Annotated in this window: 30 protein-coding genes and 1 riboswitch; of the genes, 22 read left to right on the forward strand and 8 right to left on the reverse strand. The window is 63.6% G+C overall.

The window, feature by feature from the left end; all coding sequences use genetic code 11:
- The first annotated feature begins 120 nt into the window (after positions 1-120).
- Together E2H86_RS09110 and E2H86_RS09115 are read left to right on the forward strand one after the other, a co-directional pair.
- Positions 121-1,050: a LysR family transcriptional regulator gene (locus E2H86_RS09110; protein WP_133326881.1), complete on the forward strand. Its 930-nt coding sequence runs from the start codon at positions 121-123 to the stop codon at positions 1,048-1,050.
- A 178-nt stretch (positions 1,051-1,228) separates the two neighbouring features.
- Positions 1,229-2,383 (forward strand): cysteine desulfurase family protein, encoded by a 1,155-nt coding sequence (locus E2H86_RS09115; protein WP_133326883.1) that lies wholly within the window; start codon positions 1,229-1,231, stop codon positions 2,381-2,383.
- Positions 2,384-2,391: 8 nt separating this feature from the next.
- Here the strand turns inward: E2H86_RS09115 and nfsB are convergent, their stop codons facing one another.
- Entirely contained in the window at positions 2,392-3,045 is a 654-nt protein-coding gene (gene nfsB / locus E2H86_RS09120; protein WP_133326885.1) for an oxygen-insensitive NAD(P)H nitroreductase, read from the reverse strand.
- 105 nt (positions 3,046-3,150) lie between these two features.
- On the opposite strand from nfsB, the gene E2H86_RS09125 reads away from it, so the two are divergent.
- From E2H86_RS09125 to E2H86_RS09135, 3 genes are read left to right on the forward strand one after another with little or no spacing between them, the layout of a single operon-like run.
- Positions 3,151-4,050 carry a LysR family transcriptional regulator gene (locus E2H86_RS09125; protein WP_133326887.1) on the forward strand — a complete coding sequence of 300 codons (900 nt, stop codon included), beginning with the start codon at positions 3,151-3,153 and terminating at the stop codon, positions 4,048-4,050.
- A 59-nt stretch (positions 4,051-4,109) separates the two neighbouring features.
- Positions 4,110-4,940: an AraC family transcriptional regulator gene (locus E2H86_RS09130; protein ID WP_133326889.1), complete on the forward strand. Its 831-nt coding sequence runs from the start codon at positions 4,110-4,112 to the stop codon at positions 4,938-4,940.
- A gap of 50 nt (positions 4,941-4,990) precedes the next feature.
- Complete coding sequence (locus tag E2H86_RS09135; protein WP_133326891.1) at positions 4,991-5,575, forward strand: LysE family translocator; 585 nt, start codon at positions 4,991-4,993, stop codon at positions 5,573-5,575.
- A 1-nt stretch (position 5,576) separates the two neighbouring features.
- Here E2H86_RS09135 and E2H86_RS09140 read toward each other — a convergent pair whose 3' ends face one another.
- Together E2H86_RS09140 and calA are read right to left on the reverse strand one after the other, a co-directional pair.
- On the reverse strand, positions 5,577-6,776 hold the full coding sequence (locus E2H86_RS09140) for a sugar transporter (protein ID WP_133326893.1): 1,200 nt from the start codon (positions 6,774-6,776) through the stop codon (positions 5,577-5,579).
- Between the two features lie 265 nt (positions 6,777-7,041).
- Positions 7,042-8,094 (reverse strand): vanillin reductase, encoded by a 1,053-nt coding sequence (calA, locus tag E2H86_RS09145; protein ID WP_133326895.1) that lies wholly within the window; start codon positions 8,092-8,094, stop codon positions 7,042-7,044.
- Positions 8,095-8,272: 178 nt separating this feature from the next.
- Between calA and E2H86_RS09150 the strand changes: the two genes are divergently transcribed.
- Positions 8,273-9,178, forward strand: a complete 906-nt coding sequence (locus tag E2H86_RS09150; protein WP_133326897.1) for an AraC family transcriptional regulator — start codon at positions 8,273-8,275, stop codon at positions 9,176-9,178.
- Positions 9,179-9,182: 4 nt separating this feature from the next.
- On the opposite strand, the gene thpR is transcribed toward E2H86_RS09150, so the two are convergent.
- The gene (thpR, locus tag E2H86_RS09155; protein ID WP_133326899.1) at positions 9,183-9,725 is read right to left on the reverse strand and encodes an RNA 2',3'-cyclic phosphodiesterase; all 543 of its coding nucleotides are present in this window, start codon (positions 9,723-9,725) and stop codon (positions 9,183-9,185) included.
- 158 nt (positions 9,726-9,883) lie between these two features.
- Here thpR and lpxO point away from each other — a divergent pair, with 158 nt between their 5' ends.
- The 9 genes from lpxO to E2H86_RS09200 all read left to right on the forward strand — a co-directional run bounded on the left by lpxO (position 9,884) and on the right by E2H86_RS09200 (position 18,118).
- The gene (gene lpxO, locus E2H86_RS09160; protein ID WP_133326901.1) at positions 9,884-10,783 is read left to right on the forward strand and encodes a lipid A hydroxylase LpxO; all 900 of its coding nucleotides are present in this window, start codon (positions 9,884-9,886) and stop codon (positions 10,781-10,783) included.
- A 78-nt stretch (positions 10,784-10,861) separates the two neighbouring features.
- Positions 10,862-11,206: a carboxymuconolactone decarboxylase family protein gene (locus tag E2H86_RS09165; RefSeq protein ID WP_133326903.1), complete on the forward strand. Its 345-nt coding sequence runs from the start codon at positions 10,862-10,864 to the stop codon at positions 11,204-11,206.
- A 78-nt stretch (positions 11,207-11,284) separates the two neighbouring features.
- Positions 11,285-11,854 carry a GNAT family N-acetyltransferase gene (locus tag E2H86_RS09170; protein ID WP_133326905.1) on the forward strand — a complete coding sequence of 190 codons (570 nt, stop codon included), beginning with the start codon at positions 11,285-11,287 and terminating at the stop codon, positions 11,852-11,854.
- Positions 11,855-12,017: 163 nt separating this feature from the next.
- A complete protein-coding gene (locus E2H86_RS09175; protein WP_133326907.1) occupies positions 12,018-13,184 on the forward strand; it encodes a DUF1624 domain-containing protein in 1,167 nt (388 codons plus the stop codon).
- A 27-nt stretch (positions 13,185-13,211) separates the two neighbouring features.
- Positions 13,212-13,409: riboswitch (cobalamin riboswitch) on the forward strand.
- Positions 13,410-13,523: 114 nt separating this feature from the next.
- Positions 13,524-14,534 carry an ABC transporter substrate-binding protein gene (locus E2H86_RS09180; protein ID WP_133326909.1) on the forward strand — a complete coding sequence of 337 codons (1,011 nt, stop codon included), beginning with the start codon at positions 13,524-13,526 and terminating at the stop codon, positions 14,532-14,534.
- Positions 14,534-15,550 (forward strand): FecCD family ABC transporter permease, encoded by a 1,017-nt coding sequence (locus E2H86_RS09185; RefSeq protein ID WP_133326911.1) that lies wholly within the window; start codon positions 14,534-14,536, stop codon positions 15,548-15,550. The genes E2H86_RS09180 and E2H86_RS09185 overlap by 1 nt, the downstream gene beginning before the upstream one ends.
- Positions 15,547-16,335 (forward strand): ABC transporter ATP-binding protein, encoded by a 789-nt coding sequence (locus tag E2H86_RS09190; RefSeq protein WP_133326913.1) that lies wholly within the window; start codon positions 15,547-15,549, stop codon positions 16,333-16,335. Before E2H86_RS09185 ends, E2H86_RS09190 begins: the two co-directional genes overlap by 4 nt.
- Before the next feature lie 17 nt (positions 16,336-16,352).
- Positions 16,353-16,784 (forward strand): pseudoazurin, encoded by a 432-nt coding sequence (locus E2H86_RS09195; RefSeq protein ID WP_133326915.1) that lies wholly within the window; start codon positions 16,353-16,355, stop codon positions 16,782-16,784.
- Positions 16,781-18,118 (forward strand): OprD family porin, encoded by a 1,338-nt coding sequence (locus E2H86_RS09200; RefSeq protein ID WP_133326917.1) that lies wholly within the window; start codon positions 16,781-16,783, stop codon positions 18,116-18,118. The genes E2H86_RS09195 and E2H86_RS09200 overlap by 4 nt, the downstream gene beginning before the upstream one ends.
- A gap of 55 nt (positions 18,119-18,173) precedes the next feature.
- Here the strand turns inward: E2H86_RS09200 and E2H86_RS09205 are convergent, their stop codons facing one another.
- Positions 18,174-18,482 (reverse strand): hypothetical protein, encoded by a 309-nt coding sequence (locus tag E2H86_RS09205; RefSeq protein WP_133326919.1) that lies wholly within the window; start codon positions 18,480-18,482, stop codon positions 18,174-18,176.
- 74 nt (positions 18,483-18,556) lie between these two features.
- On the reverse strand, positions 18,557-19,084 hold the full coding sequence (locus E2H86_RS09210; protein ID WP_133326921.1) for a GNAT family N-acetyltransferase: 528 nt from the start codon (positions 19,082-19,084) through the stop codon (positions 18,557-18,559).
- Positions 19,085-19,184: 100 nt separating this feature from the next.
- Between E2H86_RS09210 and E2H86_RS09215 the strand changes: the two genes are divergently transcribed.
- The 5 genes from E2H86_RS09215 to E2H86_RS09235 all read left to right on the forward strand — a co-directional run bounded on the left by E2H86_RS09215 (position 19,185) and on the right by E2H86_RS09235 (position 22,765).
- On the forward strand, positions 19,185-19,664 hold the full coding sequence (locus tag E2H86_RS09215) for a hypothetical protein (RefSeq protein WP_133326923.1): 480 nt from the start codon (positions 19,185-19,187) through the stop codon (positions 19,662-19,664).
- Between the two features lie 90 nt (positions 19,665-19,754).
- Positions 19,755-20,771: a UV DNA damage repair endonuclease UvsE gene (gene uvsE, locus E2H86_RS09220; RefSeq protein WP_133326925.1), complete on the forward strand. Its 1,017-nt coding sequence runs from the start codon at positions 19,755-19,757 to the stop codon at positions 20,769-20,771.
- A gap of 95 nt (positions 20,772-20,866) precedes the next feature.
- Positions 20,867-21,226 carry a hypothetical protein gene (locus E2H86_RS09225; protein ID WP_243744035.1) on the forward strand — a complete coding sequence of 120 codons (360 nt, stop codon included), beginning with the start codon at positions 20,867-20,869 and terminating at the stop codon, positions 21,224-21,226.
- Positions 21,227-21,470: 244 nt separating this feature from the next.
- A complete protein-coding gene (gene aroQ / locus E2H86_RS09230) occupies positions 21,471-21,920 on the forward strand; it encodes a type II 3-dehydroquinate dehydratase (protein ID WP_133326927.1) in 450 nt (149 codons plus the stop codon).
- Complete coding sequence (locus tag E2H86_RS09235) at positions 21,917-22,765, forward strand: shikimate dehydrogenase (protein ID WP_133326929.1); 849 nt, start codon at positions 21,917-21,919, stop codon at positions 22,763-22,765. Before aroQ ends, E2H86_RS09235 begins: the two co-directional genes overlap by 4 nt.
- A 37-nt stretch (positions 22,766-22,802) precedes the next feature.
- Here the strand turns inward: E2H86_RS09235 and E2H86_RS09240 are convergent, their stop codons facing one another.
- Positions 22,803-23,345, reverse strand: a complete 543-nt coding sequence (locus E2H86_RS09240) for a thioredoxin family protein (RefSeq protein WP_133326931.1) — start codon at positions 23,343-23,345, stop codon at positions 22,803-22,805.
- Positions 23,335-23,610: a DUF2790 domain-containing protein gene (locus E2H86_RS09245; protein WP_133326933.1), complete on the reverse strand. Its 276-nt coding sequence runs from the start codon at positions 23,608-23,610 to the stop codon at positions 23,335-23,337. The genes E2H86_RS09240 and E2H86_RS09245 overlap by 11 nt, the downstream gene beginning before the upstream one ends.
- A 219-nt stretch (positions 23,611-23,829) precedes the next feature.
- Here E2H86_RS09245 and E2H86_RS09250 point away from each other — a divergent pair, with 219 nt between their 5' ends.
- Positions 23,830-24,570, forward strand: coding sequence for a response regulator (locus tag E2H86_RS09250; RefSeq protein ID WP_133326935.1), 741 nt, complete (start codon positions 23,830-23,832; stop codon positions 24,568-24,570).
- On the forward strand, positions 24,567-25,853 hold the full coding sequence (locus E2H86_RS09255; RefSeq protein WP_133326937.1) for a sensor histidine kinase: 1,287 nt from the start codon (positions 24,567-24,569) through the stop codon (positions 25,851-25,853). Before E2H86_RS09250 ends, E2H86_RS09255 begins: the two co-directional genes overlap by 4 nt.
- Positions 25,854-25,916 lie beyond the last annotated feature (63 nt).

Raw genomic sequence — 25,916 nt, forward strand, 5'->3', positions numbered from 1 at the left:
TTCGAAAACTTGGGCTGAGCCTAGAACAGCCGGACGTCATCCACCTAGTCTATTTTCTGCGTGTATTAACATTCATAACCGATATATGATCGACCGATAACACCAATAAGAGTCACGCCCATGAACCTCAGCAAGGTCGATCTGAACCTGTTCATCGTCTTCGATGCGATCTACACCGAAGCCAACCTGACCCGCGCCGGGCAGATCGTCGGCATCACCCAACCGGCAGTTTCCAACGCGCTGTCACGGCTACGGGATACCTTCAATGACCCGCTGTTCGTGCGCACGGCACAAGGTATGGTGCCCACCCCCATGGCGCAGAACATCATCGGCCCGGTACGCAACGCCCTGGCACTGTTGCGCACATCGGTCCAGGAAAGCCGCATCTTCAACCCACAGCAGGCCAACAAGACCTTCCGCATCAGCATGACCGACCTCACCGAGGCTGTGGTGCTGCCGCCACTGTTCCAGCGCCTGCGTCGCCTGGCGCCCACGGTGATGATCGAGAGCTTCCTCTGCAAGCGCCGTGAGACCACCAAGGAACTCGCTGCCGGGCGCCTGGATTTCGCCGTCGATGCGCCGCTCAACACCGACCCCCAGGTCCGCCACGTCAAGCTGATGCAAGACCGCTACGTCTGCGCATTGCGCCAGGGCCATCCGCTGGCCGACTCGCGGCTGACCCTGGAGCATTATCTGGGCATGACTCATATCCACATCTCCAGCCGCCGCAATGGCCTGGGGTATGTCGACCTGGCGCTCGGCAAGATGGGCGTGCAACGCAAGATCGCGCTGCGCTCGCAGCATTATCTGATGGCCTCCCAGGTGCTGCAGCAGACCGATATGGTGATGACCGTGCCGGAGCGTTTCGCCCGCCGCCACCAGTTGCGCTACCAGCCACTGCCCGTGGACGTCGCCCCTTTGGAAACTCACCTCTACTGGCACGAGAGCACCGACCAGGATCCGGCCAACCGCTGGATGCGAGAACAGATCATCGAACTGTGCGAACGGGTGGTGATGGAGGAAGAGCAGAAAAGCTCACAACCGGCGTGATCGTACCCCGACTGGCGGAGGGGGTAGAACAATGTTCTCCATATGATGATTGCAGGAGAATATTTTTATCACCACGGGCGACGCAGTGGTTCTAAAGAGCGAAAAGCTTCTTCGCAGCATCTTTACCCTAAGAGGTGAAGATCGCCGATTCCATGGCGACACTGCACGGAACCGCCTTATGCCAAGCGCCCCGCTCTATTTCGATTACGCCGCCACCACCCCGGTCGACGACCGGGTCATCGAGACCATGCTGGCCTGCCTCGGACGCCACGCGCACTTCGGCAACCCCGCATCCAGTGGGCACGCCCACGGCCAAGCTGCACGCGATAGAGTGGAGCAGGCCCGACGCCAGGTCGCCGAGCGGGTAGGCGCCGATCCGCAGGCCTTGATCTGGACCTCCGGCGCCACCGAATCGAACAACCTCGCACTCAAGGGCATTGCCCAGGGCCTGGATACACCCGGGCACCTGATCACCAGCCAGCTGGAACACAAGGCGGTGCTCGATACCGTCGCCGAGCTGGAACGCCAGGGCTGGACGGTGACTCGCCTGGCGCCCGACGCCAATGGTCTGATCCAACCGGACAGGGTTGACGCGGCATTGCGCGCCGATACCCGCTTGGTGTCGTTGATGGCCGTCAACAACGAACTGGGCACTGTCACCGATTTCGCCGCCATCGGCGAGCGGGTGCGCGCCCATGGCGCGCTGTTCCACGTCGATGCCGCCCAGGCCGTCGGTAAAGTGCCGATCGACCTCAACGCCACGGCCGTGGATCTGATGTCGTTCTCGGCGCACAAGGTCTATGGCCCCAAAGGCATCGGTGCCCTCTACGTCGGCCCGCGGGCACGGGCGCTGATGCGCGCGCAGATCCATGGCGGCGGCCACGAACAGGGCCTGCGCTCCGGCACCTTGGCTACCCACCAGATCGTCGGGATGGGCAGCGCCTTCGCCATCGCCGGCCAACCGGGTGACAACGATTACCAGCGCACCGAGCGGCTCGCCCGTAGGCTGCGCGAGGGGCTGCTGGGCCTGCCAGGGATAACGCTGAATGGCTGCCCGACGCAACGCATTCCGCACACCTTGAACCTGTGCATCGAAGCCCAGGGTTTCAACGGTGCAGCGCTTGCAGGCGAGTTGGCCCTGTCGACCACCTCGGCCTGCAACTCCGCGAGCAACGCGCCATCCCACGTGCTGTTGGCGCTGGGCCTGGATGAAGCGCGGGCGCGCCGCAGCGTGCGGGTCAGCATTGGGCGCTTCACCACCGAGAGCGAAATCGATCAGGCGATCGAGACGTTCCGCCGTGCGCTGACTATGGCCTCGACCGCCCTCTGGTAGAACGGCGTTTACAGGAAGGTGAACACCGTCGAAGCCGGCAGGCGCGACTTGCTCAGCTCGGCGTTGAAGTCCGACTCGCTGCGATAACCCAGGCTCAGCAGCACGACGCTGGTATAGCCCTGCTCGCGCAGGCCCAGCTCGGCATCGAGAGCCTTGCTGTCGAAGCCTTCGATCGGCGTGGCGTCCAGGCCGTGGGCGGCAGCGCCCAGCAGTGCTGTGCCCAGGGCCAGGTAGGTCTGCTTCTCCATCCAGTGCTGCAGATCCTTGAGGTCGAAGCGATGCAGGTCGACATAGCCGCGGCGGGTCTGGTCCTGGCCGGCACGAGCCTGATCATTGCGGAAACGGCCGTCGTGCTGCTCCTGATCGAGGACTGCCGCCAGGTGCGCTTCGGTCATGTCGGTGCGGGTGCAGAAGGCGATGACATGGGATGCATCGAGGATTTTCGGCGTGTTGTAGGCGAAGCCTCCTTCCGTGGCCTTGGCCAGGCGCGCCTTGCCTTCGGCAGTGTCAGCGACCACGAAGTGCCAGGGCTGGGAGTTGACCGAGGACGGGCTGTGACGCAGTTGCTCGAGCAGGGCATCGATAGTGGCCTGAGGAATCTTGCGGGTGGCATCGTAGGCCTTGGTCGTGTAGCGGCGCTTGGCCAGGGAGACGGTATCCATGCTGCAACTCCAATAAGCGAGACGGGGAAGTGCCGCACATCTTATCTTTCCTCCAGGAAATAAAAACCTGCAGAATGCAGCAACACTTTCACCGATGGAGTGAAAATGCTTCGACTGGATGACCTGGAGCTGTTCGTGCGCAGCAGTGCATTGGGCAGCTTCACCGCCGCCGCCCATGAGGCCGATCTGCTACCCGGACAGGTCGCTGCCGCGATCAAGCGCCTGGAACGCGAACTCGACGTGCGCCTGTTCGCCCGCACCACGCGAAGCCTACGACTGACCGCCGAAGGCGAGCTGTACTTGCCAACCGCCTTGAACGTGCTGGACAGCCTGCGCCAGGGTCGCGACAACCTGCACGGCGCGCAGAGCGGCCTGCGCGGTGTGCTGCAGGTGTCGGCGCCGTCGGATCTGGGCCGCAATATCCTGCTGCCCTGGCTCAACGATTTTCGCCGCGACCATCCCGAACTGAGCCTGCGCCTGTTTCTGTCCGATCAGATCGCCGACCTGTTTCGCGATCCGGTCGACGTCGCCATCCGCTATGGCATCAATCAGGAAGCCAACTATATCGCCCTGCCCCTGGCGCCCTGGAACCGCCGTGTGCTGGTGGCGTCACCCAGCTACTTGGCCAGGCATGGTCGACCACAAACCATCGATGACCTGCAGCAGCATGCCTGCCTGCTTTATCTGCAGTTGGGGCGCATCTACGACAACTGGCGCCTGGGCAATCGTATGGTCCAGGTCAGCGGGCCACTGTTCAGCGACGATGCCGACGTGGTCCGCCGCTGGGCCCTTCTCGGTGAAGGTATTGCCTATAAGTCTTGGCTGGATGTCAGCGCCAACGTGACGGCAGGAGAGCTGGAGGTATTGTTGCCGGAGCTCCCGGGCGAACTCACGCCAGTGTCCCTGGCCTGCCCGCACCGCAAGCAATTGTCACCTGCCGTGTCGCGTCTGCATCTGTGGCTGCGTGAACGGTTCGCGGCACTGCAACCTGCACAATTCTTCTAAACCGGAGTCGGGCTTGTGCGTTAAGGTGAACGACCCTTTCCCAACAGCAGCCCGCGGCCATGAGCGACTGGATCGACCTCAAGCAGGATGCCGACACCGGCATCGAGTCGGTGCGTGCGCATTTCGTCGGTCACGCCTACGATCCGCATTGGCACGACAGCTTCCTGGTCGGTGTCACCGAACAGGGCGTGCAACAATTCAACTGCCGTCGGGTGCGTCACAACAGCACTCCGGGCCAAGTGTTCCTGCTCGAGCCCGGCGATATCCACGACGGCCATGCCCCCACCGCTGACGGGTTCACCTACTCCACCCTGTACCTGCAGCCGACTTGGCTCGAAACCGAGCTGCGCTCAGTGTTCGAACAGGCGCCAAGCAACAACCTGCCCAGCTTCGCCGACACCTTGTGCCAGGATGCGCAACTGGCCACTGCCACCGCGCTGGCTTTTCGCGCCATGCATGACCAGGAACTGCGCATCGTGCGGCAAAGCGCAATGGACCAATTGCTCGTTTGCCTGACGCGTCATCTGCATTGGCGCAAACGTCTTGACCCCGACCCACGCCTGCCCCTGACCGCCCAACGTGCACGTGACTACCTGCACGCCAACCTCGAGCGCGACATCAGCCTGGAAGAGGTCGCCCTGGCCTGCGGGGTCGACCGTTTTCGCCTTAGCCGCGCGTTCAAGGTCGCCTTCGGCCTGGCTCCGCATGCCTACCTGATCCAACTGCGCCTGGCGCGGGCCCGGCGCCTGCTGGCCCAGGGTCAGACGCCCACCGAGGTCGCCGCAGCCCTCGGCTTCGCCGATCAGAGCCATCTGGGGCGTTGGTTCCGCCGAGCCTATCGCCTGACGCCGGCGGATTACCGCAGGCGTTGCTCAAACCTTCCAGACTAGCGACCGACCAGCGGCGAACATGGTGCTTCGATCCATCGGAGACGTTCGTCATGTCGCACGCGTTGTTGCCCTTCATCGTTTTTGCCCTCGTTGCCAGCATCAGCCCGGGGCCTACCAATCTGCTGATCCTTGCCCATGGCGCCAGGCAAGGCCTGCGAGCGAGCGTAGCACCGATACTGGCCGCCTGTGGCGCCGCGGCGGCAATCGTGCTGGCTGTCGGACTGGGGCTTGGTGAGTTACTGGTGCGTCATCCACTGGTGCAGCAGGCAATGAGCTGGGCGGGAGTGCTGTGGTTGAGCTGGCTGGCCGTGGGCATGCTGCGCAGCGCCGGCGAGCCGCTCGATCAGGCGGGCTCGAGTCATTTCGGGGTGGTCGGCGCGGCATCGCTGCAACTGGTCAATCCCAAAGTCTGGCTCATGGCTGTGGCCGTGATAGGCGTTTTCGCTGCACCCTCGCTGCCGGTGTGGCAATTGGCCTTGGTGTTCCTGCTGGTTGCCCTGCCGTGCATGGCGCTTTGGGCGGCGCTGGGTGTCGGCAGCGCCCGCTGGCTGCAGACGCCAGGGCGCTTGTTGTGGTTCAACCGCGCCCTGGCAGGACTGTTGCTGATATCGGCATGGGCCGCCGTGCTGGGCTGAATCAGGACGCCAGCGTCTCACTGAAACGGCGGCTGCTGGCCACCGCGATGGCCAGCCCGATCAGTGCGACCACGCCTCCCACCACGCCGATGGAGGCAACGCCCAGTTGACTGCTGACGACACTGCCCAGCAGCGCACCGCCGCCGATCCCGATGTTGTAGATGCCCGAGAACAACGCCATGGCCACATCGGTCGCGTCGGAGGCCAGCTTGAGGGTCCTGGACTGCAACGACAGGCTGAAACTGAGGATCGCCACGCCCCAGAACACGCTCAAACCAGCGAGAACGTAGAAGTTGCCTGATAGCGGCAGCAGCAACAGCAGGCAGGCCGCCAACAGGCCGATCGAGCCGATTAAGAAGCCCTGGGGAAAGCGGTCGCTGTAACGACTGAACAGCACCGAGCCAAACACCCCGGCGCCACCGAACAGCAACAGCAGCAACGTGGTGCGCTCGCCGCCGATCTGCGCCACGTGCAGGGCAAACGGCTCGATGTAGCTGTAGGCGGTGAACTGCGCAGTGATGACCAGGGTCACCAGCAGGTAGGTGATCACCAGGGCTCGACGCTTGAACAGGATCGGCAGGCTGCGCAACGAACCGGAGTTCTGGCTGGGCAACAGCGGCAGCGACTTCATCAGGCAAAGCATGGTGCCCAGCGCTACACCGGCAATGCTCAGGAAGGTCACCCGCCAGCCCAGTGCCTCGCCCACCACCCGTCCCAAGGGAATCCCCAGCACCATCGCCAGCGTGGTACCGGTGGCCAGCAGCCCGAGTGCCTTGGCCTGCTGTCCAGGCGGTGCCACGCGCACCGCCAGCGAAGCGGTGATCGACCAGAACACTGCGTGGGACAAGGCGATGCCGATGCGGCTGACCAGCAACATGGCGAAGCTCTGCGACAACCACGACAGCAGATGGCTGACAACGAACACCAGGAAAACCAGCAACAGCAGGCGGCGGCGCTCGATGTTGCGGGTCAGCAGCATCATCGGCAGGGAGGCCAGCGCCACGACCCAGGCATAGATGGTCAGCATCAGGCCGACCTGGGCGGTGCCCATGTCGAAGCTGCGGCCGATGTCGCTGAGCAATGCCACCGGCACGAACTCGGTGGTGTTGAAGATGAACGCGGCCAGGGCCAGCGCGATCACGCTCAGCCAGCTGCCGCTGCCCACGGTGGGGGGCATGTCGAGGGGGGTGGGTCCATTCATGGAGAAGACTCGCTGTAACGCGGACAGGACGATAGAAGACACGACCCACGCCGAAGTTCGACGGGGTTGGCGCATGATGGGTTATTGGAGGAATGCCCGGCATGGTACGCGCCACAGCCAGGTGCCACAACCGTTGCGGCCGTTGGCGAGTGAGTTTTTTCCAGAGCAGCCGTGTTGCCCAGAGGAGCACGCTGCCAGGCGCAGGCGGCGCTTCGGTGAAGCCGCTCCTGCAGGGCCCTCGCTGAACCAGCGAGGGCCCAGGGAGTCAGCCTTTGAGCGTGGCCATGTCGATCACGAAGCGATACTTCACGTCACCGGCGATCATGCGCTCGTACGCCTGGTTGATGTTGCGGATATCCAGCATCTCGATATCGCAACGGATGTCATGTTCGGCGCAGAAGTCCAGCACTTCCTGGGTCTCGGCGATACCGCCGATCAACGAACCGGCCAGTACCCGCCGCTTGAGTACCAGGTTCGCCGCATGCACAGCCGGGTCGATCGGCTCGATCAGTCCGACGAGGATATGCACGCCATCGAACTTGAGGGTTTCCAGGTAAGGATTCAGGTCGTGCTGCACCGGGATGGTGTCGAGCAGGAAGTCGAAACGGCCTGCGGCAGCCTGCATCTGCTCGGCGTCGGTAGACACGATCACGTGATCCGCACCCTGGCGGCGGGCCTCTTCGGCCTTGGCCTGGGAGCGGGTGAACAGCGTCACCTCGGCGCCCAGTGCCTTGGCCAGCTTGATACCCATATGGCCCAATCCACCCATGCCGAGGATGCCGACCTTGTGGCCGGGGCCCACACCGTGGTGCTTGAGCGGTGAGTAGGTGGTGATGCCGGCGCAGAGGATCGGCGCGGCGCTGGGCAAGTCCATGCCGGCAGGAATGCGCACCACGAAATGTTCGTTGACCACGATACTGCTGGAGTAGCCGCCCATGGTGTTGCTGCCGTCGACCCGGTCGGGGGTGGCGTAGGTCATGGTCGGGCCTTCCAGGCAGTACTGCTCGAGGTCCTTGGCGCAGGCTTCGCAGTGGCGGCACGAGTCGACCATGCAGCCAACCCCGACCAGGTCCCCGACCTTATGTGCCGACACCTTGTCGCCCACCGCGGTCACTCGCCCGATGATTTCGTGACCCGGCATCAGCGGGTACACGGCAATGCCCCACTCGTTGCGCGCCTGATGGATGTCGGAGTGGCACACCCCGCAATACAGGATATCGATGGCGACATCGTCCGCACGCGGGCTACGGCGCTCGAAGGACATCGGCGCCAATGGGCTGGTGGGGGTTTGGGCAGCGTAACCGATAGCGGTGTACATACAGGACCTCATGGAGTGAAACGATTCAGTGGCGCTCATTATCCGCACCGTCCCCACCCACGCCCACGACTGATCCTCCGGCATGCATGCCGAATTCTCCGAAGTTAACCTTCTGCCTCTGGCGCCTTGCCGCCAATCTGCGATCATTTCAGTGTCTGATTCTCTGCCCGGGCTTACCATGCAATTGACTCGTCATGTCGACGCCAACGCTTCGCTCTGTACGCTGATCCGCAACCTCGTCACGCGGCCAGGCTTCGTTCCTACTCCTCTACCCCAGGTTCAGGTGTTGAGTTGGGACCATTATGTGGCCAGTAGCCCGCAAATCTACGAACCGAGCCTGATGATCCTGGCCCAGGGCAGCAAACTCGCTCGCCTGGGGCCGCGGACCCTGGAATACGGCGCGGGACATTACCTGGTACAGGCGCTGTCGGTACCGTTCATGTGCGAAACCTTCGCCACGGCCGAAGCTCCATTGCTCGGCGTGGCCGTCGATATCGACCGCACCGTGCTCAGCGAGCTGGTGCAAAGCATGGACCTGCCCCCTGATCCGGCGGTCCAGGCGCAAACCCCGCAATCGATGACTTCGGCAGCGCTGGACGCGCCGATGCGCGCCAGCGTCGAACGCCTGCTGCAGTGTCTGCAAGACCCGCTGGACGCTCGGGTGCTCGGCCCTGCGCGGGTCCGCGAGGTGTTGTATACCGCACTGCGCGGGCCCCAGGCCGGTGTGCTGCGGGCGCTGGTCGAACAACAGGGACACTTCGCCCGCATCGCCGCCGCCCTCGCCCACCTGCGCGAGCACTACGCCGCACCGCTGAGCGTCGAAGACCTGGCAGCACGCGCCAACATGAGCGTCTCGACCTTCCATGAGCACTTCAAGCGTTGCACCGACATGGCCCCCATGCAGTACCTCAAGCGCCTGCGCCTGCTCAAGGCGCAACAGATGCTGATCGGCGAAGGCCTGGGCGTAGCGCAGGCGGCCCATCGGGTGGGCTACCAGAGCACGTCGCAGTTCAGCCGCGAATACAAGCGCCAATTCGCCCGCAGTCCTGGAGAGGAACTGCCCTACCAGAGCCTGCCGGTTTGATGGTTCAGGTCAACGGCCACTCTGCCAAGGGCCAATAGCGTCCCTTGCGCGACTCGTAGAGGGTGAAATGCCGGGCGGCCATGAAAAACGCTGGGGCCACCGATGCTTCAGGGGGCTGGCCACGGAAGTCCCGCGAAAGGGTCAGGTGCGGCCGGTAGTCGCGCGCCGGCTGGGCGATGCCCAACGGCAACAGCGCCTGCTCGAGGGCGTAGACCAGCTGGCGCAGGGCGGGCGGCGTGGTCTGCGGCTCGAGCACCAGCACTCCAGGGCGGGGCCAGACGTTCAGACGGTCGAGCGACAGACGCAGCGGAGCGTCGGGCAGTACCAGCTTGTCGACCGCGGCCTGAATGGCCGGCATTTGAACGGCATCCACATCGCCCAGGAACAGCAAAGTCAGGTGGAAGTTGTCTTTGGGCACCGGCTTGCCACTGCGCAAGCCCAGCGCGCTTCGCCATTGGCCAATGGCACCGCGCTGGGCTTCGGCTACCGGCAGGGCGAAAAACAATCGTTTGAAGGGGCTGCCGGTGGGGCGTAGGTCTTCGGCCATATCGGCTCCTTGCAGGTGAATCGTTTGCGTAGACAAGGGAACGTTACACCTAAGTCGACCCACGTAGGGCCAACATTCAGTACAAACCCGTCCCGTGATTGTTTATGCTGGCGGGCTCAAGCCATGTCACATGGCCATTTTTCGACAAGTAAACGTCCATGAAAATTGCACTCGTACTTCTTTTCGTCGCTTCGATCGCCTATGTACACCTGCGCGGTCGAGTGCGTCACAAGCTGACGCGCCAGCTGGGTGACCACTCCAGTTTCCTTGCGCCGATCAACAGCTTCCTCTATCTGTTCTCCCGGCATCCGGCCAAGCCGTACCTGCCGGTCGAGGCGTTCCCCGAACTGCAGCCGCTCAAGGACCACTGGCAGGAAATCCGCGAAGAAGCGCAGCAATTGCTGCACGTGGGTGAGATCAAGAAGTCCGCCAACTATGACGACGTCGGCTTCAACTCGTTCTTCAAGACTGGCTGGAAGCGCTTCTACCTGAAGTGGTATGGCGAGAGCCACCCTTCGGCGATGAACCTGTGCCCACGCACCACCGAGCTGCTGCAAGGTATCGGTACGGTCAAGGCAGCGATGTTCGCCACCTTGCCGCCGGGTGCCAAGCTGGTTCGCCATCGCGACCCCTACGCCGGTTCCTATCGCTATCACCTGGGCCTGGATACGCCCAACGACGACGGCTGCTACATCGATGTGGACGGCGAGAAATATTCCTGGCGTGACGGTGAAGCGGTGATCTTCGACGAGACCTACATCCATTACGCCGCCAACACCACCGAACACAACCGCATCATCCTGTTCTGCGACATCGAGCGCCCGCTCAAGTACCGCTGGGCCACTGCTTTCAACCGCTGGTTCAGCCGTAACGTGATGTCCGCAGCAGCCGCACCCAACGATGCCAGCGACAAGACCGGCGGCATCAACCGTCTGTTCACCCGCATCTACAAGATCCGTGAGCGCGGCAAGGCCCTGAAAAAGCGCAACCGCACCCGCTATTACCTGGAAAAGTGGGCCGTCGTCGCTGCCCTGGTCCTGATCTTCATCTACATCTGATACCCACCCGGGCGGCTCCGCCGCCCACCATCGTCTAGCCTGAAAGCTCACCCTCCCCAACCGCACAAGGTGAAGACGATGAGCATGATGGACTGGGACGCCTACCGTAAGCAGTTGATGGCCGGCATCGGCGATCTCAAGCAGTTGTCCCCCGACACCGTCGCTGGCTACATGACCGCCAGCGGCGCCGGCGCCAAGACCAACCATCTGGACGCCAAGACCCGCGAACTGATCTCCCTGGCCGTCGCGGTGACCACGCGCTGCGATGGCTGCATCGCGGTGCACTCGCAACAGGCGGTCAAGCACGGCGCCACTCGCGAAGAAATCGCCGAAGCCCTCGGCGTGGCCGTGGCGATGAACGCTGGTGCCGCGCTGGTGTACTCGGCGCGCGCAATGGATGCAGTGGGCAAGGCCGACGGCTGAGCCGGATTAGCGTCGCCACCCTTGCGTGGCGGCGCCTGCCGACCCAGACTTGGCGCCCCAGCCATTGCAGGTAATGCCATGACCCTTCTACGCCCCATGACCCCAGACGACTTCGAACGATTCTGGCCAACCTTCCAGGCCGTGATCCAGGCCTGCGAAACCTATGCCCTTGCTCCTGACATGAGCTTCGAACAGGGTCGCCGGCACTGGCTGGAACTGCCCCTGCACAGCTGGGTGGCCGAACAGGACGGCGAATTGCTCGGCGCCTATTACCTCAAGGCCAATGCCGCTGGCCCCGGCAGCCATGTCGGCAACTGCGGCTATGTGGTCTGCGAAGCTGCCCGTGGGCGTGGGGTGGCACGATTGATGTGCGAACACTCGCAGAAACAGGCGCGCCAGGAGGGCTTTCTGGCCTTGCAGTTCAACTCGGTGGTGGCCAGCAACGAAGTGGCCGTGGCGCTCTGGCAGAAGCTAGGCTTCGAGACCGTCGGCCGCTTGCCCAAGGCGTTTCGTCATGCCCGCCTGGGGCTGGTGGATTGCCTGGTGATGTACAAGTGGCTGGCAGACGAGCCGGTGGTGGAAAAGCCGCCGTTGCTGATCGGGCGCAAGAACATCGAGGCCCGGGTGTCGCGCCGGCGCGGACGCTAACCGCGCCAAGACCCTTGAACCCATCCCACTGAAACCGCAGAACCTGATGATTTGGCTGACATTTCCCAGAGGTCGCCGGGGAGGAAATGGAGCTACCACAGCTCACTTTATTGTTATAAGATAACGTTTCACTTGATATTCATTCCTGACTGCGACCTCACCCATGACAAGCGCCTCAGCCACGCCCACCCTGCTCACCCAGCGCCTGCAGAGCATCGATGCCCTGCGCGGTCTGGTCATCCTGTTCATGCTGCTGGACCACGTCCGCGAAACCTTCTTTCTGCATCGCCAGGTCAGCGATCCAATGACCATCGACGCCACCGAGCCTTCGTTGTTCTTCAGCCGAACCCTGGCGCACCTGTGCGCCCCAGTGTTCGTCCTGCTCACCGGGCTGTCGGCCTGGCTGTACGGCGAGAAGCATCAGGGCCGTAGCGATGTGTCGGCCTTTCTGTTCAAGCGCGGACTGTTCCTGGTGGTACTGGAGTTCACCCTGGTCAACTTCGCCTGGACCTTCCAGTTCCCCCCCAGCGTCATCTACTTGCAGGTGATCTGGGCCATCGGCATCAGCATGATCGCCCTGTCGCTGCTGGTATGGCTGCCGCGCCCCGCGCTGCTTGCTATCGGCGTCCTGATCGTGGCTGGGCACAACCTGCTCGATGGTCTGCACTTCGGCGCGGAGTCCGCGCTGCACGTACCCTGGGCGATCCTGCATGACCGTGGCTGGCTGGAAGTCTCCGAGGCGATGCGCCTGCGCACGTCCTACCCCGTGCTGCCCTGGATCGGCGTGATCGCCCTGGGCTATGGTCTGGGGCCCTGGTTCGCCCGTGGCAGCGCGGCCGACCGACGCCAGCAGCGGCTGCTGGTGGTCGGCCTGGTCGCCCTGGCCGGCTTCGTTCTGCTGCGCTTGCTCAACGGGTACGGTGAGGCGCCCTGGAGTGTCTACCCCGACTTCACCCACACCGCGATGAGCTTCTTCAACATCACCAAATACCCACCGTCCCTGTTGTTCCTCACCCTGACCCTCGGCTGTGGGCTGTTGCTGCTGCGCGCCTTCGAACGTGCAGGCGCGGTGCGCTGGATCGGTATGCTGGCGGTATTCGGCGCAGCCCCGATGTTCTTCTACTTGTTGCACCTGTACGTACTCAAGTTGCTGTACGTGACCTGCGTGGCGCTGTTCGGGCTGAACCACGGCGACTACTTCGGGTTCGATGGCATCGCCTCGGTGTGGCTGATGGCGTTGCTGTTAACAGCGGTGCTGTACCTGCCGGTACGCAGCTTCGCTCGCCTCAAGGCACGCCGACGCGACATCCGCTGGCTCAAGTACTTCTGAAATGCGTTTCACCGAGCGGCCGGATGGTCTACCATGCGGCCCGCCGGTTTCCACCACGGAATTAATAGGGAATCCCCGACTCGCCCAGGCGAGTCAAACGGAACTGCCCCCGCAACTGTAGGTGCCGAGCCCGCTCCATCGATGCCACTGGATCTCCGATCCGGGAAGGCTGGAGCCGGGCGATGACGCACCAGTCAGGAGACCTGCCGGCCTACATTCACCAACCGGCGGGGTGTCCGGGATTGGCCATCTGTACCGGTGCCGTTCGCCTTTGCGCGCGCGCTGGCGATGCCTGTCCGTGGGTTCCTCCGTGAACTGTCCGATAGGAGATCGACCAGCATGCTGCCACGTTTCGCCACTTTGCTTGCCGGACTGAGTCTGACCGGTATGGCCCAGGCGGCCGCCACCCACTACCCGCTGAGCGTGCCCAACTGCACCACCACGCAGACCTTCACCCAAGCCCCCGAGCGCGTGGTCACCATCGGCCAGGCCGGCACCGAAATGCTGTATGCGCTAGGCCTTGGCGAGAAGCTGGTCGGTACCTCTTTGTGGTTCAACAACGTGCTGCCGGAGTACAAGGCACTCAACGACAAGGTCGAGCGCCTGGCCGACAACGACCCGAGCTTCGAAGCCGTGGTCGGCAAGCGCCCGCAGTTGGTGGCGGTACAGTTCGAATGGATGGTCGGCGCCCAAGGCGTGGTCGCCACCCGTGAGCAATTCGACGAACTGCACATCCCCACCTACCTGCTGCCTTCGGACTGCGAAGGCAAGGACAACCTGGTCGGTGCCGACGGCACTCGCTTGCAGGCATTCCAGGTCGACAGCATCTACAAGAGCATCAGTCAGTTGGCCGAGATCTTCGATGTGCAAGCGCGGGGCGAGGCGCTCAACGCTGATCTGCAACAGCGCCTGGCCAGCGCCCGCCAGCAATTGGCCGGCAAGGACCTGAGCGATACCTCGGCGCTGTTCTGGTTCTCCAGCGCCGACCTCGACATCGACCCCTACGTGGCCGGACGCCAGGGCGTGGCCGACTTCATGCTGCGTACCCTGGGCGTGCGCAACGTGGTCGAGTCGACCGAGGAATGGCCGAGCGTGGGCTGGGAAACCCTGGCCAAGGCCAATCCCACCTGGCTGATCATCGCGCGCATGGACCGCCGTCGCTTCCCCGCCGACGACTACCAAAAGAAGCTCGAATTCCTCCGCAGCGACCCGGTCACCCGCAACATGGACGCGGTGAAGAACGACCGCATCATCATCCTCGACGCTGACGCCATGCAGGCAGGCATTCGCCTGTTCCGTGGCCTGCAAACACTCGCGGCAGCGTTCGCCAGCGGTAAAGCGACACCGTGATGAGCCGTTCGTTGACCGCCCTCTTCCTGGCCCTGCTGGCGCTGCTCGCCGCCCTGCTGGTGGGCACCGCCATCGGCGAGAGCAATCTGGCCCCGGAGGTGGTTTACCGGGTGCTGGCCAACCATCTGTGGCAGGCCGGCTACCCGGTCGACCCCATCGATGCCGGCATCGTCTGGAACTACCGCCTCACCCGCACGCTGGTCGCGGCCGCTTGCGGCGCCGGCCTGGCCACCTGCGGCGTGATCCTCCAGGCATTGCTGCGCAACCCGCTGGCGGAGCCTTACCTGCTGGGTCTGTCGGCAGGCGCCTCGACCGGTGCGGTGTTGGTGGGCCTGCTGGGTTGGGGCAGCATTGCCCTGAGCTTGTCCGGTGGAGCCTTCATCGGCGCGCTGGCAGCGTTCATTCTGGTGTTGGTACTGGCCCGCGCGGCCGGCCCAAGCAGCAACAACGCCCAGGTGATACTCGCCGGCATTGCCGGGTCGCAATTGTTCAACGCCCTGACCGCCTTCCTGATCACCAAGTCGGCGACGGCCGAGCAAGCGCGGGGCATCCTGTTCTGGCTGCTGGGCAACCTCAGTGGCGTGCGCTGGCCTTCGGTATGGCTGGCCCTGCCGGTGGCGCTAGGCGGCCTGATGGTGTGCCTGTGGCACCGCCGCGCCCTGGATGCCTTCACCTTCGGGACGGACTCCGCCGCCTCGCTGGGCATTCCCGTACGCCGTACACAATTGCTGCTGATCAGTTGCGCGGCGCTGGTCACCGCAGTGATGGTCTCGATCGTCGGCGCCATCGGTTTCGTCGGACTGGTCATCCCGCATGCCTTGCGTCTTTTGCTCGGTCCCGGCCACAGTCGCCTGCTGCCGGCCAGCGCGTTGGGCGGTGCGCTGTTCCTGATCGCCGCCGACGTACTGTCACGCACGTTGATTGCCGGCCAGGTGATCCCCGTCGGCGTGGTCACCGCGTTGATCGGCGCGCCGGTGTTCGCACTGATCCTGGTCAGCCGACGGAGGCAGCCATGACCCTTATGCCCATCCCAGACATCGCCCCTCTCGGCTGTGCCAGGCTCGGCCTTGAGTTGAGTGGTCGAGCGGTGCTGTGCGACATCGATCTCGAGGTGATCCCCGGTGAAACGCTGGGTATCGTCGGCCCCAATGGCTCAGGCAAATCCTCGCTACTCAAACTTCTGGCTGGTCTGCGCGCCCCCACCAGCGGCGGCGTAACGCTGCTCGGCGAGCCACTGGCCGGCATGCCTCGGCGGCGTATCGCCCAGGCCCTGGCACTGGTCGAGCAACAAGCGGACACCCTCGATGCCATCAGCGTCTACGACGCCGTCGCCCTTGGCCGCACGCCCTGGCTGTCGGCGCTGGCACCGTTCTCCCAGGAGGACCACGCCATCGTCGAACAGGCGCTGCTCGATGCCGATGCCCTGCATCTGCGGGCCAGGATCTGGAGCTCGTTGTCCGGCGGCGAGCGCCAGCGGGTGCATATCGCCCGCGCCCTGGCCCAGCGCCCACGGGTGCTGTTGCTCGACGAGCCGACCAATCACCTGGACATCCAGCACCAACTCGGCCTGCTGCGCCAGGTACAAGCACTCCCGGTGACCACGCTGGTCGCGCTGCACGACCTCAACCAGGCCCTGACCTGCGACCGCCTCGCAGTGCTGGACCAGGGCCGCCTGGTGTCCCTTGGCAAGCCGTCGGACGTGCTCACCCCCACGCGTCTGCTGAGCACCTTCGGCGTTCACGCGCATTACCTCACCGACCCTTTTGATGGCGCGCGCATCTTGCGTTTCCGCGCCCCTTGAGACAGGAAGCAGTCACCATGTCACGTCCCGTCGCCCTGCTGCTCGCTAGCGCCCTGTTCGCCCCTGCCACGTTGGCCCAGGTGCATGAAGTGAAGATGCTCAATCGCACAGACGCTGGCGCCATGGTGTACGAACCGGATCACCTGCATATCGCTCCAGGTGACACCGTGCGTTTTCTACCGACCATGAGCGGGCACAATGCCGCGAGCCTGCCAGGGCTCCTGCCGGAGGGCGCCGAGGCGTTCAAGAGCAAGCTCAATCAGCCCTTCGAGCACACTTTCACGGTGCCTGGGCTTTACGGCATCCAATGCATCCCGCACTTGGCCATGGGCATGGTGATGCTCATCCAGGTCGGCGACACCGCCGCAGCCGAGCTGCCTGCCAGCCTGCCTGAGCGCGCCAAGGTTCGCCTGACCACTCAGCTGCGCCACCTGGAGGCCGGTCAATGAGCCGCTGGTTGCTGGCACTGCCATTGCTGGGTAGCGTACCCCTGGCTCTGGCCGATTCGGCGCAAAGCCAGAGCCGGGGCTTGATCGAGGACAGCACCTGGAGCCTGCTCAACCGCAGCGTGTTCGACCAGCGCGACTACAAGCATGGCGCGCGCAACAGCGGAGCCCGCAATGCCTACAAGCCCCGAGACCAACGCAACGGTCTGGCCGAGGAATGGGCCTACGGCCTGATGGGCACATTCAACTCTGGATTTACCCAGGGGCTGATCGGATTGGGTGTCGATGCCCATGCTTATCTGGGCGTGCAACTCGACAGCGGCGGCGGTCGCGCCGGCAAGGCGCGGCTACTTGGGCTGGACAACGACGGTCACCCGAAAAATGAATACAGCCGGGCTGGCGCAGCGCTCAAGCTACGCATGTCCAATACCGTACTGTCGTACGGCGAACAGCGCGTGAAGACGCCGGTCTTCAGCTCTTCCGACAGCCGCCTGCTGCCGGAAACAGCGACCGGTTTTTTCCTCACCAGCACGGAAATCGACACACTCAAGCTGGTTGCCGGTCATTTCAACGAAAGTACCGACCGCAATGCTTCCAGCCACGACCAGGGCTTCGTGGTCAACTACTCGGATGGACGCCAAGGCAACAGCTTCGACCTTGCCGGGATGGTCTGGAACCCTGCCGCCGAATTCAGTGCCAGCCTGTACACCTCACGCTATGAGGACAACTGGAACCAGCACTACCTGGGCAGCACCCTGAGCCATGCGTTCGACGACCGTCGCAGCCTGAGTCTGGACCTGAATCTGTACCGCACCCTCGACACCGGCAAAGCCTATTCCGGGCAGATCGACAACACCACCTGGAGCCTGGTCTCGCGCTATGCCCAGGGCCCGCAGACGTTCAGCCTTGGCTGGCAACAAGTCGACGGCAATACACCGTTCGACTATGTCACCAGGGGAGCGATTTTTCTTGGAAACGCGGTGCAGATGTCCGACTTCAACGCACCCAACGAAAGGTCCTGGCAGGCGCGCTACGACCTCGACATGGGCGCTTTCGGCGTGCCCGGGTTGAATCTCTCGGCGCTGTACGTACGCGGTTTCGACATCGACGGCACCCACGTGGATCCTAACGGTGGCTATGCGTATCTGGGCTACGGCAAGGGTGGCAAGCATTGGGAACGTGACCTCGAAGCGCGCTATGTGGTGCAGAGCGGCAAGGCCAAAGGAACGACCGTTTCCCTGCGGCATAACCTGCACCGCGGCAACACCGCCCAGGCGGAACTCGACGGCAACCAGATTCGCCTGGCAGTGGAATGGCCGATTTCGGGCGGACTCTGAGGGCTTGCTCAGCAAGCGCAAGGGCGTTGGCTCATTCGCGGCACGGCCCGCAGCGTCACTGCTCGCCCACGCCCCAGGCACTTCTCTCGAACGGATTCATCGTGGCCACCACCTCGTCGAATACCTTGCGCAGTTCCGCACTGAAACGACCTTGCAGGTGGTAAAAGGTCAGCAAGAAGCGCTTGACCACCTGGGGCCACGCGCCATCCTTGTGCGCCGTGATGATGACCGCCTTGGCATCTTGCCCATGGGGCGTGGGCCGCACTTGCTCCAGTCGACGTTCGAAGTCGGCATAGGTCCAATCATCGTGGCGATCCTCGAACTCGTCCAACAATTTGAGCTTGTACAGGGCAATGTGCGCCATCGGCAGAACTCCTCTCACAGTTGGTTTACTCGGACGGTAAGCCAAGCGAGGCGCGAGCGAAATGAACGGGGTGATTACCGGGAATAGGGTTTGTCGGAATCTTCCGAAATACAGACCCTTTCCATGTGCGTGGTCTGCCAGACTGGATCCGCTTCCACATCGACGATGGTGAAGCCCTGCCCCTGCCAGAAGCCGATCGCCCCTGGCAGAAAGGGATGCGTATGCAGGTACAGACACTCGACGCCGGCGGCGACGGCGTGGCTGGTCAACGCCTTGACCAGCGCGCCGGCCAGGCCATGGCGCCGATACCCTGGCAGCACGAACAGGCGTACCACCTCGACCACGCGCTGGCCGCAGTAATCCAGCTGGGCGAAGCGATGGTCGTACGGCAGATAACCGATGGCCGCGATCAGGCGGCCCTGATCGCGCGCCACGAGAAAATGGCCGTTGCCGTCCAGATAGGTCTCGGCGAACTGCGCCAGGTCCTTGGGCAACGGACTGGTGGCGAGCAGAGGAAACAGCGTGCGGCGCGCCGTGTCGACGAAGGCGACGATTTCGGCGATGGCATCGCGGGTAGGCTCTTGAATGATCCAGTCAGGCATGGCGGCGCCAACACAGTGAAGTCGGCCACGTTCTACCCCAGGCAACGCGTCACTGCAAATCGGTATAATCGCACCATTCACTCCCCGCCCAGGCCATCCCATGCCCCGCTTGCCGAAGTCGCTGCTGCCGCTGCTGTTCCTTACCGCCCTCGCCGCCTGCGATCAGAAACCCACACGCGAGGCACAGATCCTGGACAAGCTGCCGTTGCAGGATGCTTACGAGCACAACATCGGGCGCATGGCCGCCCTGCTCACCCGCACCCACCCAGGCCTCGACCAGGCGCAGATCGAGGCCGTGCTGCGCAAGCACCTCACCGTCGAGGACCAGCGTCAGGACCTTTATAAGCTATACAGCGAGAAGAACTTCAGCGACGCCGAATTCGCCACCATCGTCGAAGCCACCCAGGACCCCGCCAAGGCCCAGGCCCTGGAGAACACCGAGCAAGGCAAGCGCCTGAGCGAAAAGTTGACCACGCTGATGCGCCAAACGGCCAGCGACCCCGGCGTGCAGGCAGTGGCCGAGCAACGCATGAAGCAGGTCGAGGACGAACTGGCGGCGCTGGAGAAGGCTGGCTCCTGAGCCCTCCCAAGCGTTAACGCCGGCGAGCGGGAAGGATCGTTCAGCGAGCGCCGGGGTCCATTGAACAGCCCCTTTAACCGGAGATCGCCTATGCCCCGCCTGGGCTTCGCCTGCCAGTATCGCCATCCCCATCGCAGCGAATCGCTCAAAGCGCTGGAGGCGATCGAGCGCGCCTTCAATCCGCGTACCACGACCCTGCGCTGGCTGTCCGCGGCCACTCCAGAGGCGGCGCGGGCGAAACTGCTGGAGTTGGTGCAGCACAATTTCGACGCCCAATTGCGCCTGCTGGCCTACGTCACCGAGTTGCCGCCAACCCTGCGCATGTTGCGCCTGAGCAGCGACCTGTTGCCGCTCTACAGCCATCCGAGCATTGCCCCGATCTACCGGGAGAGCGACTTCCAGACCCTGATGAGCGAACGCTTCGCCACCATCGGCGCAGTCGCCCGTGAAGCCGACATTCGCCTGTCGTTCCACCCTGGCCAATATTGCGTGCTGGGCTCGGATCGCCCCGACGTGGTGGAGAACAGCCTGGCCGAGTTCGAGTACCACGCCGACATGATCCGCATGATGGGCTACGGCGTGCGTTTCCAGGACTTCAAGTGCAACATCCACATCGCCGGACGCCTCGGCGCGGCAGGCATGCGCGCGGTCTGGCCACGTCTGTCGACAGTGGCACGCAATGTGATCACCCTGGAAAACGACGAGAAGACCTACGGCGTCGACGATTGCCTGTCGCTGGCCGACCTCGCACCGGTGGTGCTGGATATTCACCATTGCTGGATCCACGAAGACGACTACATCGACCCACAGGATCAACGCATCGCGCGCATCATCGACAGCTGGCGCGGCGTACGGCCGGTGATGCATTACTCGCAGCCGCCTGAGTCGCTGCAGGCGCTGGGATTCGACGCCGAGCGCAAACTGACCATCCCAGCCCTGCTGGAGCGGGTCAACAAGCGCGACCTGTACGTCCACAGCGCGCAGATGTGGAATCACTGGACCAACCGCTACGCCCTGCAATTCCTCGATCGCTTCGACATCATGTTCGAGGCCAAGGACAAGAACCTGGCCACCCTGGCGTTCTATCAGCAGTACCTGGCCGACTGACCACGACGCCCATTCGTCGCGGACATCGCACCGCCGCCGCTTGCCCTCGGCCGAACGATGGTAATCACCCAAAAAGGAGATTCACCATGAAGCCGATGACACCTCACGCGCTGTTACTGGCCCTGTGCCTGGGCATCAGCGCGCCAATCGCCCTGGCGGCGACCGATATGACCGACCACGGCAACGGCAGCCATGGCATGGGCACCGGGACTTCGCAGAGCGGCAAGGGCGGCGCGAGCGGCTCGGGAACCCCTGCCGATGCAACCGGCAGTGGTAATGGAACCGGCGGCAACGGCACCGACAATACCGGAGGCGACGGCACCACCAATGACTCGGAGACTGGGAACGGCAATATGGGCCCGGGCGGTGTAGGCAGTGGTGACAGCAATGGGACCGGGACAGGCAGCGGGACCGGCAGCGGAGCCGGTGCCGCGGGCGGCGCCGGGGGAAGTTAAGACCCAGCCCTGCGCAAATCGAACGTCGGGAGCGCTCGATTTGCGCGGGACCTTGTATGCCCAGTGCACTCTGCAAAACCATACGCGCCTATCCGACTGTCGCAGCAGATCACCCAACATTCCTCCTCACACATAGTTCGATAATCGCCCACTTTCCCAAAACCTCCGTTTTCGCTCAATTGACGAAACTAACCAGGTAGTACAAATATAAGAACAACCAACAACAACAAAGGCGATGTCTGCCATGAAGCCCATTATCCTCATCCTCAACGGCCCTAATCTCAACATGCTGGGCACCCGCGAACCCAGCCAATACGGCTATGAAACCCTCGCCGACCTGGGACGCAAGTGCGCCGAAAGCGCGGAGATCCATGGCCTGGACATCGAGTTCCGGCAGACCAACCACGAAGGCGAACTCATCGACTGGATCCATGCCGCACGCGGTCGCTGCGCCGGCATCCTCATCAATCCCGGCGCGTGGACCCACACCTCGGTGGCGGTACGCGACGCGTTGGTCGCCAGCGAGGTGCCCGTGATCGAAGTGCACCTGTCGAATGTGCACAAGCGCGAGCCGTTCCGCCATGTCTCGTTCGTTTCCAGCATCGCCGTGGGGGTCATCTGCGGCCTCGGCAGTCAGGGTTACTGCATGGCCCTGAGCTACTTCGGCGAGCGGCTCAAGGAGCAGGCCGCATGAACCAACCTGCCATTCTCGCCGGCCTGATCGGCCGCGGCATCCAGCTTTCGCGTACGCCTGCGCTGCACGAGCATGAGGGTGATGCACAAGCCCTTCGTTACCTCTACCGGCTGATCGATGCCGACCAACTGGGGTTGGACGACAGCGCCCTGCCCGGCCTGCTCGATGCCGCACAGCGAACCGGCTTCACCGGGCTCAACGTCACCTACCCGTTCAAGCAGGCGATTCTGCCGCTGCTCGATGACCTTTCGGATGAAGCTCGCGGCATCGGCGCGGTGAACACCGTGGTGTTCCAGGAGGGTAAACGAATCGGCCACAACACCGACTGCCTGGGCTTCGCCGAGGGCCTGCGCCGGGGTCTGCCGGACGTGGCACGGCATCAGGTGGTACAGATGGGTGCCGGCGGCGCCGGCGCGGCGGTGGCGCATGCCCTGCTCAGTGAAGGTGTCGCACGGCTGGTGCTGTTCGAAGTCGATGTACCACGGGCACAGGCATTGGTCGATAACCTCAATGCCCATTTTGGAGCGGGACGCGCTATGCTCGGCAGCGACTTGGCAAGCGCCCTGGCCGACGCCGACGGTCTGGTCAATACCACTCCGGTGGGCATGGCCAAGCTGCCAGGCACACCCCTGCCGGTCGAACTGCTGCATGCCAGCCTGTGGGTCGCCGAGATCATCTACTTCCCGCTCGAAACCGAACTGCTACGGGCAGCACGACGCCTGGGCTGTCGAACCCTCGACGGTGGCAGCATGGCGGTGTTCCAGGCGGTAAAGGCCTTCGAACTGTTCAGCGGCCGCCCTGCGGATGCGCAACGCATGCAGGCGCATTTCGCCAGCCTCGGCTGAATCGACGGCTCGCCAAGCAGCGGGGCATGCCGGATCATCAGCCTTGCTCATCGAGCAAGGCCTTGATGACCTTCTCCTGCCCGCTGTAATCACCCTCACCGAAGTGCACGTGACGCACCTGCCCCTGCCGATCGACGAAGTAGTGGGCCGGCCAGAACTGATTGCCCCAGGCGTTCCAGACCTGATGATCGTTGTCCACCGCCACCGGATAACCGATACCAAGGCTCGCCACCTTGCGTTTGAGGGTATCGACGTCATGCTCGTAGTCGTACTCCGGCGTATGCACGCCCACCACCACCAAGCCCTGGTCGGCATAGCGCCGCGCCCAGTCATTGACATGGGGCAGGCTGCGCTGACAGTTGATGCAGTCCCAGGTCCAGAAGTCCACCAGCACTACCTTGCCCTTGAGCTGCGCGACATCCAACGGCGGCGAATTGAGCCAAGTGCTGGCCCCGGACAGCGACGGCATGGCGCCGTAGCTGTCACGAGCCATCAGGTGGCTGGTCAGACCCAGCCCCAGCCCCAATACCGCGAGGGCCACGCCACCGACCGTGAGTAACCGCCGCCGCTCAGTTCTCATGGCATCCCCCGGTGGCGTAGGTACGGTACTCGATACTCTGGGCATGGCCCTTGGAGTCGAGGTAGTCCATACGCGTGTTCACCAACCCGCAGGCATTGCTCTGCTGGTCCTGAACTGAAAGTACCTTCTGCACATCCAGCTTGTCGCCGTAGCGGTATTGCATCACACCGCCTTCCGGCGAAGAGGCGCTGGCGGCCTGTGCGGTCACGGCAGCGAAACTCAGCATGGCCAGCAGGCTGGCGCTGGCAAGGGTCTTGACGTTCATGGCATCTCTCCTGTGCAACGTTTGGATGTGGGGAGGTTCACTCCCCGGTCGAGAGCCATTTGACGCCTGGCAAGTATCGCGTATGTGTCGCGCAGCGCTGTGATGTGCTTGCTCCTGTATCTGTACGCCAGGCAGATACACTGCAATACAAAGCCAGGCAGGCACGCCTACGAACGCTCGGTACACTGCGCCCTATCCACCCATACAGGAAGGCAACGAATGGAGCACGTCGATCACATCCTGATCGTCGACGACGATCGCGAAATCCGCGAGCTGGTCGGCAACTACCTGAAGAAGAACGGCCTGCGCACGAGTATCGTCGCCGACGGGCGACAGATGCGCGGGTTCCTCGAAGCCAACAGCGTCGATCTGATCGTCCTCGACATCATGATGCCGGGCGACGACGGCCTGCTCCTGTGTCGTGAGCTGCGTGCTGGCAAGCACCGCAACACACCCGTGCTGATGCTCACCGCGCGCAACGACGAAACCGACCGCATCATCGGCCTGGAAATGGGCGCCGACGACTACCTGACCAAGCCTTTCTCCGCCCGCGAACTGCTGGCCCGCATCAATGCCGTGCTGCGGCGCACCCGCATGTTGCCACCCAACCTGACCATCAGCGAAAGCAGCCGCCTGCTGGGCTTCGGCCAATGGCGGCTGGATACCACTGCGCGTCACCTGCTCGACAGCGAAGGCACCCTGGTGGCGCTCAGCGGCGCCGAGTACCGCTTGCTGCGGGTATTCCTCGATCACCCCCAGCGAGTACTCAGCCGCGAGCAACTGCTCAACCTGACCCAGGGCCGCGAGGCGGACATCTTCGACCGCTCCATCGACCTGCTGGTCAGCCGCTTGCGCCAGCGCCTGGGAGATGACGCCCGCGAACCTGCCTGCATCAAGACTGTGCGCAGCGAGGGCTACGTGTTCTCGCTCCCGGTGCAATTGCTCGAGTCGCCCTCATGAAGTGGCCGTCTACCCTGGCTTCGCGCCTGGCCCTGATCTTCTTCACCGGGCTGGTGCTCGCCTATGGGTTGTCCTTCAGCCTGCAAGCCTACGAGCGCTATGTCAGCAGCCGTTCGATGATGCTCAACAACCTGGAGCAGGATGTGGCGACCTCGGTGGCGATCCTCGACCGCTTGCCAGCCGCCGAACGTGCGGCCTGGTTGCCGCGCCTGGAGCGGCGTAGCTATCGCTACCGGCTGGACGAAGGACTGTCAGGCGATGCGATGTCCAGCGAAACGCCTCCCATGGCCGCCGCCTCGATCGTCAAGGCGATCGGCAAGGACTACCGCCTGACGGTCGAGGAGATCCCTGGCCCCAACACACATTTCCAGGTCCACATGCACCTGGCCGACGGCGCTCCTCTGACCATCGACGTGACCCCCATGGGAGTACCGACAGCGCGCTGGCTGCCATTGGTGCTGTTGATTCAGCTCATGGTCCTGTTGCTGTGCACCTGGCTTGCGGTGCGTCTGGCCATACGTCCACTGACGCGCCTGTCACAGGCCGTCGACGATCTCGACCCAGACAAGCCCGGCGTGCAACTGGATGAAAGCGGGCCCCGCGAGGTGCGCTACGCGGCGGTCGCGTTCAACGCCTTGCAGGCGCGCATCGCAGCCTACCTCAAAGAACGCATGCAGTTGCTGGCGGCGATCTCCCATGACCTGCAGACCCCGATCACACGCATGAAACTGCGCGTCGAGGTCATGGACGATGGTCCGGACAAGGACAAACTGTGCAACGACCTGGATGCCATGGAACACCTGGTGCGTGAAGGCGTGGCCTATGCCCGGAGCATGGACATCAACACCGAGGCGCCCTGCCGCATCAACCTCGATGCGTTCCTCGACAGCCTGGTGTTCGACTACCAGGACAGTGGCGCCCAGGTCGAGCGTCTTGGCAGCAGCACCAGCTCGCTCGAAACCCGCCCGCACGCTCTGCGCCGGGTCCTGGTGAACCTGTTGGACAACGCCCTGAAGTTCGCCGGCGCCGCGCAGCTGGAGGTGGCAAATGAACGAGGCCGCACGGTGATCCGCATTCTCGACCAAGGGCCAGGCATTCCCGACGTCGAACTGGCGGACGTGATCAAGCCGTTCTACCGAGTGGAAAGTTCACGCAACCGCAGTACCGGTGGCACCGGCCTGGGCCTGGCCATCGCTCAGCAGTTGACCCAGGCGCTAGGCGGCCACCTGACCCTGAGCAATCGCGCCACAGGCGGGTTGTGCGCACAGATCGAACTGCCCTGACCACACCTGCAGCGCCGCCAAGCGATGCTGCACGTGGCATGCGCTGGAGAGTTGCGGAGTCGC

Origin of the sequence: Pseudomonas putida (assembly GCF_004357765.1) — a bacterium.
Lineage (GTDB): Bacteria > Pseudomonadota > Gammaproteobacteria > Pseudomonadales > Pseudomonadaceae > Aquipseudomonas > Aquipseudomonas putida_U.

Bases quoted from the DNA above. Each gene is read 5' to 3' on its own strand.
- thpR (WP_133326899.1), bottom strand. From the start codon at position 9,725: ATGGCCGAAGACCTACGCCCCACCGGCAGCCCCTTCAAACGATTGTTT.
- E2H86_RS09245 (WP_133326933.1), bottom strand. From the start codon at position 23,610: ATGAACGTCAAGACCCTTGCCAGCGCCAGCCTGCTGGCCATGCTGAGT.
- E2H86_RS09190 (WP_133326913.1), top strand. From the start codon at position 15,547: ATGACCCTTATGCCCATCCCAGACATCGCCCCTCTCGGCTGTGCCAGG.
- E2H86_RS09210 (WP_133326921.1), bottom strand. From the start codon at position 19,084: ATGCCTGACTGGATCATTCAAGAGCCTACCCGCGATGCCATCGCCGAA.
- aroQ (WP_133326927.1), top strand. From the start codon at position 21,471: ATGAAGCCCATTATCCTCATCCTCAACGGCCCTAATCTCAACATGCTG.
- E2H86_RS09195 (WP_133326915.1), top strand. From the start codon at position 16,353: ATGTCACGTCCCGTCGCCCTGCTGCTCGCTAGCGCCCTGTTCGCCCCT.
- E2H86_RS09225 (WP_243744035.1), top strand. From the start codon at position 20,867: ATGACACCTCACGCGCTGTTACTGGCCCTGTGCCTGGGCATCAGCGCG.
- nfsB (WP_133326885.1), bottom strand. From the start codon at position 3,045: ATGGATACCGTCTCCCTGGCCAAGCGCCGCTACACGACCAAGGCCTAC.
- E2H86_RS09200 (WP_133326917.1), top strand. From the start codon at position 16,781: ATGAGCCGCTGGTTGCTGGCACTGCCATTGCTGGGTAGCGTACCCCTG.
- E2H86_RS09180 (WP_133326909.1), top strand. From the start codon at position 13,524: ATGCTGCCACGTTTCGCCACTTTGCTTGCCGGACTGAGTCTGACCGGT.
- E2H86_RS09215 (WP_133326923.1), top strand. From the start codon at position 19,185: ATGCCCCGCTTGCCGAAGTCGCTGCTGCCGCTGCTGTTCCTTACCGCC.
- E2H86_RS09130 (WP_133326889.1), top strand. From the start codon at position 4,110: ATGAGCGACTGGATCGACCTCAAGCAGGATGCCGACACCGGCATCGAG.
- E2H86_RS09205 (WP_133326919.1), bottom strand. From the start codon at position 18,482: ATGGCGCACATTGCCCTGTACAAGCTCAAATTGTTGGACGAGTTCGAG.
- E2H86_RS09250 (WP_133326935.1), top strand. From the start codon at position 23,830: ATGGAGCACGTCGATCACATCCTGATCGTCGACGACGATCGCGAAATC.
- calA (WP_133326895.1), bottom strand. From the start codon at position 8,094: ATGTACACCGCTATCGGTTACGCTGCCCAAACCCCCACCAGCCCATTG.
- lpxO (WP_133326901.1), top strand. From the start codon at position 9,884: ATGAAAATTGCACTCGTACTTCTTTTCGTCGCTTCGATCGCCTATGTA.
- E2H86_RS09110 (WP_133326881.1), top strand. From the start codon at position 121: ATGAACCTCAGCAAGGTCGATCTGAACCTGTTCATCGTCTTCGATGCG.
- E2H86_RS09175 (WP_133326907.1), top strand. From the start codon at position 12,018: ATGACAAGCGCCTCAGCCACGCCCACCCTGCTCACCCAGCGCCTGCAG.
- E2H86_RS09235 (WP_133326929.1), top strand. From the start codon at position 21,917: ATGAACCAACCTGCCATTCTCGCCGGCCTGATCGGCCGCGGCATCCAG.
- E2H86_RS09150 (WP_133326897.1), top strand. From the start codon at position 8,273: ATGCAATTGACTCGTCATGTCGACGCCAACGCTTCGCTCTGTACGCTG.
- E2H86_RS09165 (WP_133326903.1), top strand. From the start codon at position 10,862: ATGAGCATGATGGACTGGGACGCCTACCGTAAGCAGTTGATGGCCGGC.
- E2H86_RS09140 (WP_133326893.1), bottom strand. From the start codon at position 6,776: ATGAATGGACCCACCCCCCTCGACATGCCCCCCACCGTGGGCAGCGGC.
- E2H86_RS09255 (WP_133326937.1), top strand. From the start codon at position 24,567: ATGAAGTGGCCGTCTACCCTGGCTTCGCGCCTGGCCCTGATCTTCTTC.
- E2H86_RS09170 (WP_133326905.1), top strand. From the start codon at position 11,285: ATGACCCTTCTACGCCCCATGACCCCAGACGACTTCGAACGATTCTGG.
- uvsE (WP_133326925.1), top strand. From the start codon at position 19,755: ATGCCCCGCCTGGGCTTCGCCTGCCAGTATCGCCATCCCCATCGCAGC.
- E2H86_RS09135 (WP_133326891.1), top strand. From the start codon at position 4,991: ATGTCGCACGCGTTGTTGCCCTTCATCGTTTTTGCCCTCGTTGCCAGC.
- E2H86_RS09125 (WP_133326887.1), top strand. From the start codon at position 3,151: ATGCTTCGACTGGATGACCTGGAGCTGTTCGTGCGCAGCAGTGCATTG.
- E2H86_RS09185 (WP_133326911.1), top strand. From the start codon at position 14,534: ATGAGCCGTTCGTTGACCGCCCTCTTCCTGGCCCTGCTGGCGCTGCTC.
- E2H86_RS09240 (WP_133326931.1), bottom strand. From the start codon at position 23,345: ATGAGAACTGAGCGGCGGCGGTTACTCACGGTCGGTGGCGTGGCCCTC.
- E2H86_RS09115 (WP_133326883.1), top strand. From the start codon at position 1,229: ATGCCAAGCGCCCCGCTCTATTTCGATTACGCCGCCACCACCCCGGTC.